General features: G+C 69.3%; 13 protein-coding genes and 1 pseudogene. 9 read left to right on the top strand and 5 right to left on the bottom strand.

What is annotated here, in order from left to right; all coding sequences use genetic code 11:
* Positions 1 to 162: 162 nt before the first annotated feature.
* Positions 163 to 351: pseudogene (locus ACFY1E_RS17245) on the top strand (histidine ammonia-lyase); the annotation flags it as partial.
* 60 nt (positions 352 to 411) lie between these two features.
* On the opposite strand, the gene ACFY1E_RS17240 reads toward ACFY1E_RS17245, so the two are convergent.
* Together ACFY1E_RS17240 and ACFY1E_RS17235 are read right to left on the bottom strand one after the other, a co-directional pair.
* A complete protein-coding gene (locus tag ACFY1E_RS17240; RefSeq protein WP_389076508.1) occupies positions 412 to 1,224 on the bottom strand; it encodes a hypothetical protein in 813 nt (270 codons plus the stop codon).
* 42 nt (positions 1,225 to 1,266) lie between these two features.
* A complete protein-coding gene (locus ACFY1E_RS17235; RefSeq protein WP_389076507.1) occupies positions 1,267 to 1,581 on the bottom strand; it encodes a hypothetical protein in 315 nt (104 codons plus the stop codon).
* Positions 1,582 to 1,690: 109 nt separating this feature from the next.
* On the opposite strand from ACFY1E_RS17235, the gene ACFY1E_RS17230 reads away from it, so the two are divergent.
* From ACFY1E_RS17230 to ACFY1E_RS17205, 6 genes are all read left to right on the top strand, one after another.
* The gene (locus ACFY1E_RS17230; protein WP_389076505.1) at positions 1,691 to 2,044 is read left to right on the top strand and encodes a hypothetical protein; all 354 of its coding nucleotides are present in this window, start codon (positions 1,691 to 1,693) and stop codon (positions 2,042 to 2,044) included.
* A gap of 165 nt (positions 2,045 to 2,209) precedes the next feature.
* Complete coding sequence (locus ACFY1E_RS17225) at positions 2,210 to 3,481, top strand: Ig-like domain-containing protein (protein WP_389076503.1); 1,272 nt, start codon at positions 2,210 to 2,212, stop codon at positions 3,479 to 3,481.
* A 147-nt stretch (positions 3,482 to 3,628) separates the two neighbouring features.
* Entirely contained in the window at positions 3,629 to 5,062 is a 1,434-nt protein-coding gene (locus tag ACFY1E_RS17220; RefSeq protein ID WP_389076501.1) for an ABC transporter permease, read from the top strand.
* Positions 5,063 to 5,465: 403 nt separating this feature from the next.
* On the top strand, positions 5,466 to 6,149 hold the full coding sequence (locus tag ACFY1E_RS17215) for an ABC transporter ATP-binding protein (protein WP_389076499.1): 684 nt from the start codon (positions 5,466 to 5,468) through the stop codon (positions 6,147 to 6,149).
* 200 nt (positions 6,150 to 6,349) lie between these two features.
* The gene (locus tag ACFY1E_RS17210; protein ID WP_389076497.1) at positions 6,350 to 9,649 is read left to right on the top strand and encodes a S8 family serine peptidase; all 3,300 of its coding nucleotides are present in this window, start codon (positions 6,350 to 6,352) and stop codon (positions 9,647 to 9,649) included.
* Positions 9,650 to 9,729: 80 nt separating this feature from the next.
* Entirely contained in the window at positions 9,730 to 10,500 is a 771-nt protein-coding gene (locus ACFY1E_RS17205; RefSeq protein WP_389076495.1) for an antibiotic biosynthesis monooxygenase, read from the top strand.
* 48 nt (positions 10,501 to 10,548) lie between these two features.
* On the opposite strand, the gene ACFY1E_RS17200 is transcribed toward ACFY1E_RS17205, so the two are convergent.
* Positions 10,549 to 11,460 carry a helix-turn-helix domain-containing protein gene (locus ACFY1E_RS17200; protein ID WP_389076494.1) on the bottom strand — a complete coding sequence of 304 codons (912 nt, stop codon included), beginning with the start codon at positions 11,458 to 11,460 and terminating at the stop codon, positions 10,549 to 10,551.
* Positions 11,461 to 11,631: 171 nt separating this feature from the next.
* Between ACFY1E_RS17200 and ACFY1E_RS17195 the strand changes: the two genes are divergently transcribed.
* Together ACFY1E_RS17195 and ACFY1E_RS17190 are read left to right on the top strand one after the other, a co-directional pair.
* Entirely contained in the window at positions 11,632 to 12,672 is a 1,041-nt protein-coding gene (locus ACFY1E_RS17195) for an NAD(P)-dependent alcohol dehydrogenase (RefSeq protein WP_389076492.1), read from the top strand.
* A gap of 114 nt (positions 12,673 to 12,786) precedes the next feature.
* Positions 12,787 to 13,170 (top strand): VOC family protein, encoded by a 384-nt coding sequence (locus ACFY1E_RS17190; RefSeq protein ID WP_389076491.1) that lies wholly within the window; start codon positions 12,787 to 12,789, stop codon positions 13,168 to 13,170.
* 9 nt (positions 13,171 to 13,179) lie between these two features.
* Here the strand turns inward: ACFY1E_RS17190 and ACFY1E_RS17185 are convergent, their stop codons facing one another.
* On the bottom strand, positions 13,180 to 13,917 hold the full coding sequence (locus ACFY1E_RS17185; protein ID WP_389076955.1) for a Type 1 glutamine amidotransferase-like domain-containing protein: 738 nt from the start codon (positions 13,915 to 13,917) through the stop codon (positions 13,180 to 13,182).
* A gap of 29 nt (positions 13,918 to 13,946) precedes the next feature.
* The gene (locus ACFY1E_RS17180; RefSeq protein WP_389076490.1) at positions 13,947 to 15,053 is read right to left on the bottom strand and encodes a serine hydrolase domain-containing protein; all 1,107 of its coding nucleotides are present in this window, start codon (positions 15,051 to 15,053) and stop codon (positions 13,947 to 13,949) included.
* Positions 15,054 to 15,057: the final 4 nt, after the last annotated feature.

The following is a 15,057-nucleotide window of genomic DNA, read 5'->3' as shown; positions in this document are numbered from 1 at the left end:
CATCACGGCCGCGCGCGGCGGGGGTGCAGGGCCCCGGTCCGGACCGGTTCCTGGCGCCCGATCTGGCCGCCGCGGACGCGTTCGTGCGTGAGGGGCGTCTGGTGGCAGCGGTGGAGCGGGTGACGGGTCCGCTCGCCTGAGCGCTCCGGCAGGTATGGGGGCCGCCGCTGTCTCCCTCCGGCGGCGGCCCTCCGGCCCGCCTGTCAGGCCGCATCACGGCCGCGCGCGGCGGGTGTGCAGGGCCCCGGTCCGGACCGGTTCCTGGCGCCCGATCTGGCCGCCGCGGACGCGTTCGTGCGTGAGGGGCATCTGGTGGCAGCGGTGGAGCGGGTTACGGGTCCGCTCGCCTGAGCGCTCCGGCAGGTATCGGGGCCGCCGCTGTCTCTCCCCGGCGGCGGCCCTCCCCGCAGGTCAGCTCTGGGCGAGCTTGGTCGCCTGCGCCTTGACGATCTCGGCGGGGACGCCGTACTTGTCCTGCTTGCCGGCCAGGGCCGCCAGGCTGATCGAGTAGTAGGTGGCGACCGTGGAGCCGTGCCGCACCACCTCGGCGTGCACCGTCGTCGTGCCGCCGTCGGCCTTGCCGGTCACGGCGAACGCCACCGACTCGTCACCACTGCCGGAGGCCTTCTCCTCTGCGACCTTCGTGAACTTCTGCGTGTCCTGGCCCTTGGCCGAGACCGTGAAGCCGTTCGCGCAGCCGCTCACCGCGTCCGACACGGACTTCATCGTGTCCTGGGTGCCCCCGCCGTCGTACGAGGACAGCGAGACGATCGTCAACTTGGACTCCAGGACGTCCTGGAGGCCGTTCATCGCGGCGTCGAGGTCCTTGTCCGAGGTGCCCGTCGGTGTGGGCCTGTCGCTCTTCTCCGTGGCCATCCGGTTGACGTACGCGCTCGTGTCGCCCGGCGCGAACCCGGTGAGGACGTAGGCGAGCGGTGCGCACTTCGCGTCGGCCACCTTCACCTGGTCCTTGGACGCGGCGAACTTGCCGCCGCTGTCCGCGGACTTGACGTCGTAGCCGTCGAGGTCCGCCCCGCTGATGATGAGCTTGTTCAGCTCGGCCGCGCTGAGCGCCTTCGCGGCCGCAGTCGACGAGGAGGACGAGTCCTTGGAGCCGGAGCCCTTGGAGTCGTCCGCATTCCCGCCGCAACCCGTGATGAGGGCGAGCGACAGCACGCTCACGGCAGCCGTGGCGCCCGCACGCACCCTCGATGATCTCTTCATGGGCGGACTATGAAGGCGACGTCAAGGAAGCGTCAAGCGAATTCAAAACCCGAGGCGCTCCCGGCGCACCGAATACGCCACGAATCCCGCGCCGATCCCGAGGAAGACGGTGCCACCGACGACGTAGGGAGTGGTGTCGGGGCTTCCCGTGTCGGCGAGTTGGGCCTGGGCGCCGGAGCCGTCCGTGCTCTCCGAGACGGCCCGCGCCTGCGCTGTGACCTGCGAGGTCGGGGCCGCCGACGACGCTCTTCCCGCCGGTTCTTCCCCGGTCGCCTTGGCGGAGGGAACGAACCACAGGGCGCACAGGACGGTGCCTGCGGCGGTGGCGGTCAGCAACGGACGTCGAGCGGATGACACGGAATATCGATCCCCTTGTGGCGCTGGCGAATTGGCCGTGTGGGGCGATGTTAGTGAAAGGCGCGGGTCACAGGAAAGTCACGGGAGCCCCTAGCCTTACGCTCCGGGCATGAACACTGAAGAGACATCACGTTTTGTCCGCCTTCGAGTGGAACTCGTCCTCGAAATCGAGGACCCCGGCGAACTGACCAAGGCGGCGCTGCGGCGCCTCGCCGACGACACCGACCTGCCGGCCGACGAGCGGGCGCACGCCGAGGGTGCTGTGACGGAAGACACGGCGGAGGCCCTGGCATCTCTCATCGACCCGTTCGACCTGGTGAGCGAGGTGCCGGGGGTCGACCTCGCGCAGGCCTCCTGGTCGAGCGAGCCCATCGACTACGACCCCGATTCGCCGGATTGGGACCTGGACGAGGATGATGTGGACGAAGACGACGAAGACGAGGGGGCCGGCGCCGTCTCCTGAGCGGCTTGGGAAAACGTGACCCCGGGTGGCGATCGCCGTCCGGGGTTTCTTCGTCTCCGACGTGGTGTGCCCCACACCTGCGGCATATGTGGAACGGGACCGACCGGCCGTAGCGTTGAAGTTCGTTGACGGTGACTCTCGGGGCTTTTTGGGGATACGGCGACAATGGAGAAGCGTGTGATGACGAACAGTAAGCGGCGCAGGGGCCTGACGGTCGCGTCCGCACTGCTCGGCGGGGTTCTGGTGCTCTCGGCCTGTTCCGGCGGCGGTGGCGGCGACGACGCCTCCGGCGACAAGGGCAAGGACACCTCGCAGGCCAAGGCCGACGAGGCCGCGGCCCAGAAGGCGTCCGAGGCGGACATCAAGATCACGCCGAAGGACGGCTCCGACAACGCCTCCATCAACAACTCCGCGGCCGTCACCGTCAGCAAGGGCACGCTCACGAACGTGACCATGACGACCGAGAGCGGCACCGCCGTCTCCGGCACGCTCTCCGCCGACAAGACCAGCTGGAAGCCGAACGCCCAGCTGGAGCGCTCGACCACCTACAAGGTCGCGGCAGTGGCGAAGGACTCCGCCGGCCGCGTCGCGCACGAGAACGCCTCGTTCACCACGGTCGCCCCGGCCCACAGCTTCATAGGCAGTTTCACGCCGGAGGACGGCTCGACCGTCGGCGTGGGCATGCCGGTGTCGATCAACTTCGACAAGGCGATCGCCAACAAGGCCGCGGTCCAGAAGGGCATCACGGTCTCCTCCAGCAGCGGCCAGGAGGTCGTCGGACACTGGTTCGGCGCCAACCGTCTCGACTTCCGCCCCGAGAACTACTGGAAGGAGAACTCCACCGTCACGCTGAAGCTCGCGCTCGACGGTGTCGAGGGCGCCTCCGGTGTCTACGGTGTGCAGCAGAAGACGGTCACCTTCCACATCGGTCGCAACCAGGTCTCGTACGTCGACGCCAAGACCAAGCAGATGAAGGTCACGCAGGACGGCAAGGTCATCAAGACCATCCCGATCTCGGCCGGTTCGCCGGAGCACACGACGTACAACGGCATCATGGTGATGTCCGAGAAGTACAAGCAGACGCGCATGAACGGCACGACCGTCGGCTTCACGGACAACGACGGCAAGGCCGAGTACGACATCAAGGACGTGCCGCACGCCATCCGCCTCACCAACTCCGGCACCTTCCTGCACGGCAACTACTGGGGCGCGAAGTCCATCTTCGGCTCGGTGAACACCAGCCACGGCTGCGTGGGCCTGTCCGACACCAAGGGCGCCAACGACACCAGCACGCCGGGCTACTGGATGTACAGCCACTCGATCGTCGGTGACGTCGTGGTCGTCTCCAACACCGGCGACAAGATCGTCCAGCCGGACAACGGCCTCAACGGCTGGAACCTCAGCTGGGCGGACTGGAAGGCCGGTTCGGCCATCTGACCCACTGTCGGTTCACAGCTCTCCGATGCCGCCCCCAGGGGCGGCATCGGTGTTTTCCGAGTCCTTCCCGGCTGCGCCACAGCCTTCTCATGCATCTCTTATCAGGGCCTTATCGAGTCATCACGGGGCGTCCCTAGCTTGCGGCGCATGTTCTTCACCTACCTGAGGCGCGAACTGCGCCGCCGCAGAAAGGCGGCCCTCGTCGTCGCCTCCGGTCTTGCCCTCGGCATCGCGCTCGTCATCGTGGTCAGCTCCGTGTCGTCGGGCATGGGCAGGGCGCAGGACAAGGTCCTCCAGTCGCTGTACGGGCTGGGCACGGACATGACCGTCACCAAGGCGGCGACGCCGACGGCGAGCAACTCCCAGCGTCCGCGCTTCCAGTTCGACGCGCGGGGCACCGGCGACGACTCGACGCAGAGCAGCGACCGGGTCCTGGTGCAGGGCTTCACGACCCTGGCCGCCTCGACCGTCAGCAAGGTCGCGGACCAGAAGGGCGTCTCGTCCGCGGTGGGCGGGCTGAGCCTCAACGTGGTGAAGGTCAACGGCCAGTTCACCCAAGGGCGGTTCCAGCAGAACCAGAACTCCGCGGGCGGCAGGGGCGGCGGCACCGGGCAGCCGCAGGGCGAGGTGCGGGGCGGCGGTGCCGACTTCGACATCAACCAGTACACGGTCTACGGCACCGACGTCACCAAGACCGCGCTCGGCCCGCTGACCTCGTCGAAGATCACCAGCGGCCGTACCTTCAAGACGACCGAGACCGACGCCAAGGTCGTGGTGGCGGACTCCGCTTACGCCAAGGAGAAGAAGTACAAGGTCGGTTCGACCGTCACCATCAAGAACGTCAAGTTCACCGTGATCGGCACAGCGACCGCCGACAGCGGGGACGCGGCTGCCAACCTGTACATCCCGCTGCAGCAGGCGCAGACGCTGGCCGGCGAGAAGAACAAGATCACCACGGTCTACGTCAAGGCGACCGACTCCCAGCAGATCGACTCGGTCAAGTCGACCATCCAGAAGAACGTCCCGGGTACGACGGTCACGACGTCCGCCGACCTCGCGAAGACGGTGTCCGGGTCGCTGTCCACGGCGTCGTCCCTCGCCACGAACGTCGGCAAGTGGCTGTCGATCGCCGTGCTGGTGGCCGCGTTCCTGGTGGCGGGGCTGCTGACGTCCGCTGCCGTTTCGCGACGGGTGCGGGAGTTCGGCACGCTGAAGGCGCTGGGGTGGAAGTCGGGGCGGGTGACCCGGCAGGTCGTCGGCGAAGCCATGGTCAACGGGCTGTTGGGCGGTGCGCTGGGGATCGCGCTCGGTCTGGCGGGGGCGTACGTCGTGACCAGCGTCAGCCCCACGCTGCAGGCGCAGTTGGGGGGTGGTGGCGGTACAGGCGGTCCCGGCGGCTTCGGGGGGCCCGGTCGGCAGGCGGCGAGGACGCTGGAGGTTGCGCTGACGGCGCCGGTGAGCGTGACGACGATCGTGCTGGCGGTGGCGCTTGCGGTGGCGGGCGGTCTGATTGCCGGTGCCTTCGGAGGCTGGCGGGCGTCGCGACTGCGTCCGGCGGATGCGCTTCGCCGCGTCGAGTAGCTGAACGTCGGCTGCGGCTGGGGAACGGCGGGTGCGCTCGTCCCGCGCTTGCGGGGTGCCGCTGCGCCCACCCGTGCCGCCCCAGCGGCACGACTGCCCGCAGCTACGCCAGGGACACGGTGCCGACTGCTTGGGTGGGCGTCGCCCCAGCGGCACGACTGCCCGCAGCTGCGGCAGGGACACGGTGCCGACTGCTTGGGTGGGCGTCGCCCCAGCGGCACGACTGCCCGCAGCTACGCCAGGGACGCGGTGCCGACTGCTTGGGTGGGCGTCGCCCCAGCGGCACGACTGCCCGCAGCTACGGCGGCTTTTGAGGGGCGCGGGGAACTGCGCGACCAGCCCCCACCCACCCGCGGCCGAACAACGACACGCACCACCCCGAACCCCACCCAGGAGTCACCTCATGTATGAGTTGAGAAACCTCACCAAGCGCTACACCCGAGGCAAGGACACCATCCACGCCCTCGACGGAGTCGACCTCTCCATCGCCGACGGGGACCGCCTGGTCATCCAGGGCCCCACCGGCGGCGGCAAGTCCACCCTCCTCCAGATGCTCGGCGGTCTCGACCGCCCCACCTCCGGCGAAGTCGTCCTCGACGGCACGGACCTGGCCAGGCTCTCCGAGGCCAAGCTCACAAGCGTCCGCAGCGAGAACATCGGCTTCGTCTTCCAGTCCTTCAACCTCATCCCCACCCTCACCGCCCAGGAGAACGTCGAAACCGCCCTCGTACCGCTCGGGGTGAAGGTGAAGGAGCGGCGCGAGCGGGCCGCCGAGGCGCTGACCTCGGTCGGTCTCGGCGAGCGGCTGGGGCACCTGCCCGGCGAGATGTCCGGAGGACAGCAGCAGCGCGTCGCCATAGCCAGAGCACTCGTCAAGCAGCCGAAGGTGCTGCTCGCCGACGAACCCACCGGAAATCTCGACGAGTCGATGCGCGACGAGATCATGGAGGTGCTGGAGCGCATGTGGAAGGAGCTCGGGCTGACCTTCATCATGGTCACCCACGACTCCGCGATCGCGAAGAAGGCCCCGCGGCTGGCGACGATCCGCAAGGGCAAGCTCACCGTCAAGGAGAACGCGGGCGCGTAACTGCCCGGGAAGGTAACGGCTTTGGGGCCGGCTCGTAACAGTCCCCAGGGCTGCCTCTTACCTTCTTCTCATCTATTGAGGTGCCTGATCACCCCCCGGCATACTGCGTGTTCCGGGGGGTGCACGCGTTCATGTGTGCGGGACCGCCCCCGGCCGGGTGACAGGGGAAAACGCCCGGTACTTCATCTCCAGGGGGAGACTTGCGCAGACAAGTGAAAAGAGCGTGCGCGGCGACCGTTGCCACGGCGGCCGCCGTGGCCCTCGCGGCGGGCATGACCAGTCCGGCGTCCGCGAAGCCCGAGCAGTCGACGACTGCTCCGCAGACTCAGCTCACGTCCAAGCACCGCATCACCCTGATCACCGGCGACCGCGTGGTCGTCGACTCCAAGGGCCGGGTCGTCGGCCTGGAGCGGGCGAAGGGGCGCGAGCACATACCCGTTCAGTTCCGCAAGGCAGACGGGCACACGCTCGTCGTACCGGCGGACGCGGCCCGGCTGGTCGCCACCGGCAAGCTGGACCAGCGGCTGTTCGACATCACCGAGCTCAACAAGTCCGCGACCCGCAAGTCCCAGGCCAAGGGCCTGAAGGTGATCGTCGGCTACCAGGGTGCGGCGACCGCCGCGAAGGCCGACGTCCGTGACGCGGGCACCCTTCGCAGGACCCTCAAGTCCCTGAATGCGGACGCCGTCCAGACCCCGCAGAAGGAGACGCCCGAGCTCTGGGACGCCGTCACCAACGGCGGGAAGGCCGCCTCGGGCATCGCGCACGTCTGGCTCGACGGCACCCGCAGGGCCAGCCTCGACAAGTCCGTCCCGCAGATCGGCGCACCGAAGGCATGGGCCGCCGGCTACGACGGCAAGGGCGTCAAGATCGCCGTACTGGACACCGGTGTCGACGCCACCCACCCGGACCTGGCGACCCAGGTCATCGCGTCCAAGAACTTCTCCACCGCCGCCGACGCCACCGATCACTTCGGGCACGGCACGCACGTCGCCTCCATCGCGGCGGGCACCGGCGCCAAGTCGGGCGGCAAGTACAAGGGTGTCGCGCCCGGCGCGAAGATCCTCAACGGCAAGGTCCTCGACGACACCGGCGCCGGTGACGACTCCTCCATCCTCGCCGGCATGGAGTGGGCGGCCGCGCAGGGCGCCGACGTCGTCAACATCAGCCTCGGCAGCCGGGACGCGCCCGGCATCGACCCGCTCGAGGCCGAGGTCAACAAGCTGTCCGAGCAGAAGGGCATCCTCTTCGCGATCGCCGCGGGCAACTCCGGCCCCGAGTCGGTCGGTTCGCCGGGCAGCGCCGAGGACGCCCTCACCGTCGGCGCGGTCGACGACCACGACAAGCTGGCCGACTTCTCCTCGACCGGTCCGACCTTCGACGGCGCCATCAAGCCGGACGTCACTGCGCCCGGCGTGGACATCACGGCGGCCGCGGCCAAGGGCAGCGTCATCGACCAGGAGCTCGGCGAGAACCCGCCCGGCTATCTGACCCTCTCGGGTACGTCGATGGCGACCCCGCATGTGGCGGGCGCGGCGGCGATCCTGAAGCAGGAGCACCCGGACTGGAAGTTCTCCGAGCTCAAGGGCGCTCTGACCGGCTCGGCGAAGGGCGGCAAGTACACGGCGTTCCAGCAGGGCGCGGGCCGTATCGCCGTCGACAGGGCCATCAAGCAGACGGTGATCGCCGACCCGGTGTCGGTGAGCTTCGGTGTGCAGCAGTGGCCGCACACCGACGACAAGCCGGTCACCAAGAAGCTGACGTACCGCAACTTCGGTACGAAGGACATCACGCTCAACCTGTCCGCCGCCGCCACGAACCCCAAGGGTCAGGCGGCCCCCGCGGGCTTCTTCAAGCTCGGCGCGACGAAGGTGACCGTCCCGGCGGGCGGCAAGGCCTCCGTCAACCTGACGGTCAACACCAAGCTGGGCGGCACGCTCGACGGCGCGTACTCCGCGTATGTGACGGCGACGGGCGGCGGCCAGACCGTGCGGACCGCGGCCGGTGTGCAGCGCGAGGTCCAGTCGTACAGCGTGACGTTCAAGCACATCGGGCGTGACGGGCAGCCGACCGGGAACTACAACGACATCCTGGCCGGCTACTCGGGCCTGGCCGAGGGCCGCGCGTACCCGGTGACCGTCTCGGACTCCGGTACGACGACGATGCGCCTGCCGAAGGGCGACTACCTGCTGGACGTCTGGATCGCGAAGGACCCCGTGCACTTCGAGGGCGGCCTCGACTGGCTGGTCCAGCCGAAGCTGAGCGTCACCAAGAACACCACGGTGACGATCGACGCCCGCAGGACCAGGGCGGCCGACATCACGGTGCCGGACGCGCAGGCGAAGCAGCAGCAGGCGACGATCAGCTACAGCTATGACCCCGCGGGCGGAGTCGCCTTCGACGCGAAGTCCTTCGCCGACATACGCATGGCGCCGCTGGGCGGCGAGGTGTCGGGCCTGCACCAGACCTGGAACGGCCAGTGGACCAAGGGCGACGACGCCGAGTACGACGTGGCCACCACCGCCAAGGTCAGGAAGATCCAGGGCGACAAGGTCCGCCACTTCAAGGCGGGCGAGCTCGCCACGGTGAAGAACAACCTCGGCTCCGGAGCCCCCGGCAAGACCGGCGTCCTGCAGCCCATCGGGCTGTTCCCCGAGGACGCCGTCTTCGCGAACGGCATCGAGCAGAAGCTGCCGGGGGCACGCACCCTGTACCTGTCGACGTCCGACAAGATCCAGTGGACCTGGGACTTCGTGCAGATCAAGGGCCATGACGCGAACGGGCTCCCGATCGCGGAGGCGTCCGCGACGCTGGGCGACCCACAGACCTTCAAGGCGGGCCAGAAGTACACGAAGACCTTCAACACGGCGGTCTTCGGCCCGCACCTGAACAAGTACTTCGGTCTCTTCCGCGAGGGCAACAGCATCTACGGTTCCCTGCCGCTCTTCGCCGACGGGGCCGGCCACGCCGGCTTCTCGGACCTCACCGCGGTCGCCACGACCCTCTACCGCAACGGCACCAAGGTCGGCTCCAACGACGACCCGCTGTTCGGTGAGAAGGAGTTCAAGGTCCCGTCCGGCGAGGCCGAGTACAGGCTGACGACGTCCGTGAAGCGCAGCGTCCGGGTCGCCGAGGCCTCCACTCGCATCGACGCGAGCTGGACGTTCCACTCGAAGAAGACGTCCGATGTGGCCAACCTGCCCGCCTCCATGGTCCGCTTCAACGCGACCACCGGCCTGGACAACAAGGTGGAGGCCGGCAGGACGGTGACGATCCCGGTCACCGTCGAGGGCTCCGCCAAGGGCAGCAACCTCAAGTCGCTGTCCGTGTACGTGTCGTACGACTACGGCCAGACCTGGACGAAGCTCGACGTCGTGGGCGGCAAGATCAAGGTGAAGAACCCGGAGAAGGGGAAGGCCATCTCCTTCCACGCCAAGATCACCGACAAGCAGAACAACAAGTCGACGATCTCGATCTACAACGCGTACTACGCCAAGTGAGCCGCAGGTTCGCTGAGCGCTGAGCGAACCGCCCGCCGGAAGTGCAGCTTCCGGCGGGCGGTCCGTGTTTCCGTGGGCGCATGACCACACAGACCGTCGAGTACATCCGCTACCGCATCCCGGAAGACCGCTCGGCGGAGTTCCTCGCCGCCTACACACGGGCCGCGGGCCGGCTGGCCGCGGCACCGCAGTGCGTGGACTACGAACTCGCGCGCTGCGAGGAGGACTTCGAGCACTACGTCCTGCGCATCACCTGGACGTCGACCGAGGACCACGTGGAGGGCTTCCGCAGCTCGGACCTGTTCCCCGACTTCCTCGCGGAGATCCGCCCGTACGTCGGCAACATCGAGGAGATGCGCCACTACAAGCCGACGACGGTACGCGGTACGGGATCCTCGGTGCCGACGCTGTACGACTGGGCCGGGGGCGCCGCCGCCTTCACCCGTCTGACGTCGGTCTTCTACGACAAGGTCCTGAAGGACGACCTTCTCGCCCCCCTCTTCGCCGACCTCGCGGCCGAGCACGCCGAACACGTAGCCCTCTGGCTCGGCGAGGTCTTCGGCGGCCCCGCCACCTACTCCCGCACCCAGGGCGGCCACGGCCACATGGTCGCCAAGCACTTCGGCAAGCACATCACCGAGCCCCAGCGCCGCCGCTGGGTCAACCTCATCCAGGACGCGGCGGACGACGCAGGCCTCCCGACGGATGCCGAGTTCCGGTCGGCGTTCCTGGCGTACGTGGAGTGGGGGACGAGGCTGGCGGTGTACTTCTCCGGCCCGGACGCGAAGCCGCCGGCGGAGCAGCCGGTGCCGCGGTGGACGTGGGGGGCTGCGCTGCCGTACCAGGGGTGACTTTCAGCCCGTCCGGCGTTCATCGGCGTGCCGACGGCCGGGCACGGCTCAGGAAGACGGCGCCGACTGCCCCGCCCGGGTGGCGTCCGCCCCCCAGCTGGCCAGCAGCCGCAACGCCTCCGCCGAGGGCGAGCCGGGTTCCGCGTGGTAGACGATCAGGCCCTGATCGCTGCCGTCGGTCACGGGGAACGACTCGTAGTTCAGCAGCAGGTCGCCGACCAGCGGGTGGTGCAGATGCTTGACGCCGTGGCTCTTCTCCTTGACGTCGTGCATGGCCCACAGCCGCCTGAACTCCTCACTCTTGACGGAGAGCTCGCCGACCAGGGCGGACAGCCGCGGATCGTCCGGATAGCAGCCCGCCTGCATGCGCAGCAGGGCGACCACGTCGGACGCCTTCTCCTCCCACGCCACGAACAGCTCGCGGTACGCCGGATTCAGGAACACCAGCCGGGCCCAGTTCCGCTCCTGCGGCGCCAGCTCCCCCCAGTCGCCGAAGACGGCCGCGGCCATCCGGTTCCAGGCGAGAATGTCCGAGTAGCGGCCGCCTATGTACGCCGGCACCGAGTCCATCGTGTCCAGCAGCTGCCGCAGCGACCCCCGCACCTGCTGAGACCGCGCCGCCGGCTTCTTCTTGTGCTGCTTCGGCTTCGCGAGGTGCGTGAGGTGTGCGTGCTCGGCGTCCGTCAGCCGCAGCGCCCGCGCGATGGCGTCGAGCACCTCCGCCGACACGTTCCGCCCGTTGCCCTGCTCGAGGCGCGTGTAGTACGCCACCGAGACGCCCGCCAGCTGTGCCAGCTCCTCGCGGCGCAGTCCGGGCACCCGCCGGTGCCGGCCGAAGTCCGGCAGCCCCACGTCCTCCGGCTTCAGCCGGGCGCGCCGGGTGCGCAGGAACTCGCTGAGCTCGGCACGCCGGTCCAGCGCCCCCGCGGGCTCGGGTAGGGGATGGGGCTGTTCGTCCATGCCTCAAGTATTCACTGTCGTACGCCCACCATCCTGACCCCGCCAGTGGTAGGCACAGCGGACGTATGCAGAAGCGTGGGCTGGGTGAAGCCCCTGCGCTCCGGCATGCTGAACGACATGCCCGGCCAGAAGGCAGCCGGGCGCGTAACCACAGCTAGGAGACCCCTCGGCATGACCACTGTTGCCGCTTACGCCGCCCCCGCCGCGAAGGCTCCGCTGGAGCGCACCACCATCGAGCGCCGGGAGGTCGGTGAGTTCGACGTCCTGATCGACATCAAGTTCGCCGGTATCTGCCACTCCGACATCCACCAGGCACGGGAGGGCTGGGGCGAGGCGATCTTCCCGATGGTCCCGGGCCACGAGATCGCGGGCATCGTCTCCGAGGTCGGCGCCGGCGTCACCAAGTACCGGGTCGGCGACCGGGTGGGCGTCGGCTGCCTGGTCGACTCCTGCCGGGAGTGCGAGAGCTGCAAGGCCGGCGAGGAGCAGTACTGCACCGGCGGCAACGTCGGCACGTACAACTCGATCGGCAAGGACGGCGAGCCCACCTACGGCGGCTACTCGGAGAAGGTCGTCGTCGACGAGAACTTCGTCGTCCGCATCCCCGACGCCCTGTCGCTGGACGTGGCCGCGCCGCTGCTGTGCGCCGGCATCACCACCTACTCCCCGCTGAAGCACTGGAACGCCGGCCCCGGCAAGAAGGTCGCGATCCTCGGCATGGGCGGCCTCGGCCACATGGGCGTCAAGATCGCCCACGCCCTCGGCGCCGAGGTCACGGTCCTGTCGCAGTCCCTGCGCAAGAAGGACGACGGCCTGAAGCTGGGCGCCGACCACTACTACGCGACCAGCGACGAGCAGACCTTCAAGGACCTGCAGGGCTCCTTCGACCTGATCCTCTCCACGGTCTCGGCCCCGCTCGACTTCGGTGCGTTCCTGTCGCTGCTGAAGCGGGACGGCGCGCTGGTGAACGTCGGCGCCCCCGAGGAGCCGATCGCCCTCAACCTCTTCTCGGTGATCGCCGGCCGCAAGACCCTCGCCGGCTCCATGATCGGCGGCATCGCCGAGACCCAGGAGATGCTCGACTTCTGCGCCGAGCACGGCTTCGGCGCCGAGATCGAGGTGATCAGCGCGGACCAGATCAACGAGGCGTACGAGCGGGTGGTGGCGAGCGACGTCCGCTACCGCTTCGTGATCGACACGGCGACGATCTGACAGGTCTTAGAGGGGCTTGGAGGTCTGACAGGCCTGACGAGCAGGGCCCCGGCGGAAGACGACGCCGGGGCCTTTCGCTGCTCGGAGTATCTTGGGCGTGAGGAGGCCCACACGATGAACGTGCAGCTGAACCACACCATCGTCGCCGCCCATGACAAGAAGGCGTCGGCCCAGTTCCTCGCCGACATCCTGGGGCTGGAGCCCAGCCCGCCGTTCGGTCCCTTCATCCCCGTCCAGATCCCGAACGGCGTGACCCTCGACTACATGGAGACGGACGGCGAGATCACACCCCAGCACTACGCGTTCCTGGTGTCCGAGGACGAGTTCGACACCATCTTCGGCCGTATCCAGGACGCCGGGCTGACCTACTGGGCGGATCCGTACCACCACCGCCGCGGCGAGATCAACCACAACGACGGCGGGCGGGGCGCGTACTTCGACGACCCCAACGGACACAACTTGGAGATCATCACCAGGCCGTACGGCAGCGGGAGTTGACCTGCCGGTTCACTCGGCTGGAAGGAACTCGCCGGCTCCGTAGGACCGGACGAGAACGCCCCCGTCGGCGGACGGTCGCACGGAGTGTGCGCGCCCGAGCCCCGAGACCCGGGCGCGTCCGTCCGGGCCGACCTCCAGGACCGTGTTCTCGTCGATCGCGACGCCGTGCGGGAGTCCGTGCCTTGCGACCGCGGCGATCAGGCGCGGCAGCGTCCCCCACTGCGCGGCGTGCACCTCCACGGAGAAGGGCACCAGCCCCAGCCCGGGCCGCACTTCGATCTCCTCCAGGTCCTCGGCGGTGTCCTCGTGGCACACGGGTACGCCGTCGTCGAGCCATCCTCCGACGAGAGCGTGCCGTGCGGCGACCGCCGCCCCGGCGGAGAAACCGGCGTACGGAAGGCCGAACTCGGCGAGAGCGGACCGCAGTCGGTCCAGGCACCCGGCGAACGCGTCCTGATACGCGGGCGTCAGCCCGCCACAGACCACAAGCCCGTCCAGCTCCCGGAGGAGGTCCGCGGCGAATTCCCCGCCGAGCGGCACCCGCAGCGGTACGGGGCTGCAGTCGGCGACCTTTCGCAGTACGGCGTCGTACCGGCCGAACTGCTCGCCGCCGTCCCCCTCGTCGAGCACGACGCAGCCGATGCGGGGCCCGGTGGCCGCCCGTAGGAACGGCCCGTAGACGGCGTGCGCGGCCGTCGCGTCCCAGCCGCCCCCGATCAGGAACGTACGACTGCCACGGCTGCCCATCACTGCCCCCACTTTCTCCCGTCCGCCCGTCAGGCCCGCAGTCCCACGAGACCGTCGTAGACGGACATGACGATCTCCAAACCCCGGTTGTCCTCGGCGGGTTCGCGCATCTGGTTCGTCACGTACGCCACCACCATCCGGGCCTCGGGTTCGATCATCACCATCGACCCGCCCCAGCCACCCCACCCGTAGGTGCTACCGAAGAGCCCGTAGCCCAGGCCCCAGCGCACCGGCATGCCCAGCACCCGGTCGTCGCCGCTGAACTGCTCCTCCCAGGCGCGCTCGCACCCCGCCCGCGACAGCAGCCGCACTCCGCGCAGTGTCCCTGAGCAGGCCATCGCCGACTGCACGAGCGCGACCGACCGGGCGTTGCCGAATCCGCTCGCCGCGGGGATCTGCGCACGGCGCCAGGCCACGCTGTTGCCGTCCCGGACCCGGATGGCGGTCCCGGCGGCGGGCGTCGAGCCCCGGCCGGGCGCGCTCGCGGTGTACTCCTCGTCCCGTCCCGGCGGCGGCACCGTGAGCGCCACGCGCCGGTCGTGCTCGGCGGCCAGCCCGATGTGGAAGTCTGCCCCCAGCGGCCCGGCGATCTCCTGAGCGAAGAACTCGCCCACGCTCCGCCCGCTGATCCGCCACACCACCTCGCCCACGAGGAACCCCTGGGTGAGCGAGTGGTATCCGGCCGCGCTGCCCGGCTCCCACTGCGGGGCCTGCGCGACGAGCCGTGCCGTGGCGGCCGGCCAGTCGTAGATCTCCTCGACCGGCCCGTCCCAGTCGGGCAGACCGGCGGTGTGCGAGAGCAGGTGCCGCACCAGGACCCGCTCCTTGCCCGCCGCGGCGAACTCCGGCCAGTACCGGGCCACGGGTGCGTCCAGGTCGAGCTCGCCGCGGTCGGCCAGGACGAGCGCGCACAGCGCCGTCATGGTCTTGGTGACGGAGAAGACGCCCACGATCGTGTCCCGCTCCCACGGCACGGTGCGCTCGGCGTCGGCGAACCCGCCCCACACGTCCACCACCGGCTCGCCGTCCACGAAGACGGCCACCGAGCCGCCCACGTCCCCGGCGTCCAGCAACTCCGCCAGCCGGTTGGGCACCGCGGTGAACAGACCGTCGTACGAGCCCCGGATGTCAGCCATGGGT

The sequence above is a fragment of the Streptomyces sp. NPDC001604 genome (assembly GCF_042893475.1).
In the GTDB taxonomy this organism is placed as follows: Bacteria; Actinomycetota; Actinomycetes; order Streptomycetales; family Streptomycetaceae; genus Streptomyces.
Note: the sequence above shows the minus strand (reverse complement) of the source record. Positions and strands in the feature narration are given on the sequence as shown.

Bases quoted from the DNA above. Each gene is read 5' to 3' on its own strand.
- ACFY1E_RS17240 (WP_389076508.1), bottom strand. From the start codon at position 1,224: ATGAAGAGATCATCGAGGGTGCGTGCGGGCGCCACGGCTGCCGTGAGC.
- ACFY1E_RS17230 (WP_389076505.1), top strand. From the start codon at position 1,691: ATGAACACTGAAGAGACATCACGTTTTGTCCGCCTTCGAGTGGAACTC.
- ACFY1E_RS17225 (WP_389076503.1), top strand. From the start codon at position 2,210: ATGGAGAAGCGTGTGATGACGAACAGTAAGCGGCGCAGGGGCCTGACG.
- ACFY1E_RS17220 (WP_389076501.1), top strand. From the start codon at position 3,629: ATGTTCTTCACCTACCTGAGGCGCGAACTGCGCCGCCGCAGAAAGGCG.
- ACFY1E_RS17215 (WP_389076499.1), top strand. From the start codon at position 5,466: ATGTATGAGTTGAGAAACCTCACCAAGCGCTACACCCGAGGCAAGGAC.
- ACFY1E_RS17205 (WP_389076495.1), top strand. From the start codon at position 9,730: ATGACCACACAGACCGTCGAGTACATCCGCTACCGCATCCCGGAAGAC.
- ACFY1E_RS17200 (WP_389076494.1), bottom strand. From the start codon at position 11,460: ATGGACGAACAGCCCCATCCCCTACCCGAGCCCGCGGGGGCGCTGGAC.
- ACFY1E_RS17195 (WP_389076492.1), top strand. From the start codon at position 11,632: ATGACCACTGTTGCCGCTTACGCCGCCCCCGCCGCGAAGGCTCCGCTG.
- ACFY1E_RS17190 (WP_389076491.1), top strand. From the start codon at position 12,787: ATGAACGTGCAGCTGAACCACACCATCGTCGCCGCCCATGACAAGAAG.
- ACFY1E_RS17185 (WP_389076955.1), bottom strand. From the start codon at position 13,917: ATGGGCAGCCGTGGCAGTCGTACGTTCCTGATCGGGGGCGGCTGGGAC.
- ACFY1E_RS17180 (WP_389076490.1), bottom strand. From the start codon at position 15,053: ATGGCTGACATCCGGGGCTCGTACGACGGTCTGTTCACCGCGGTGCCC.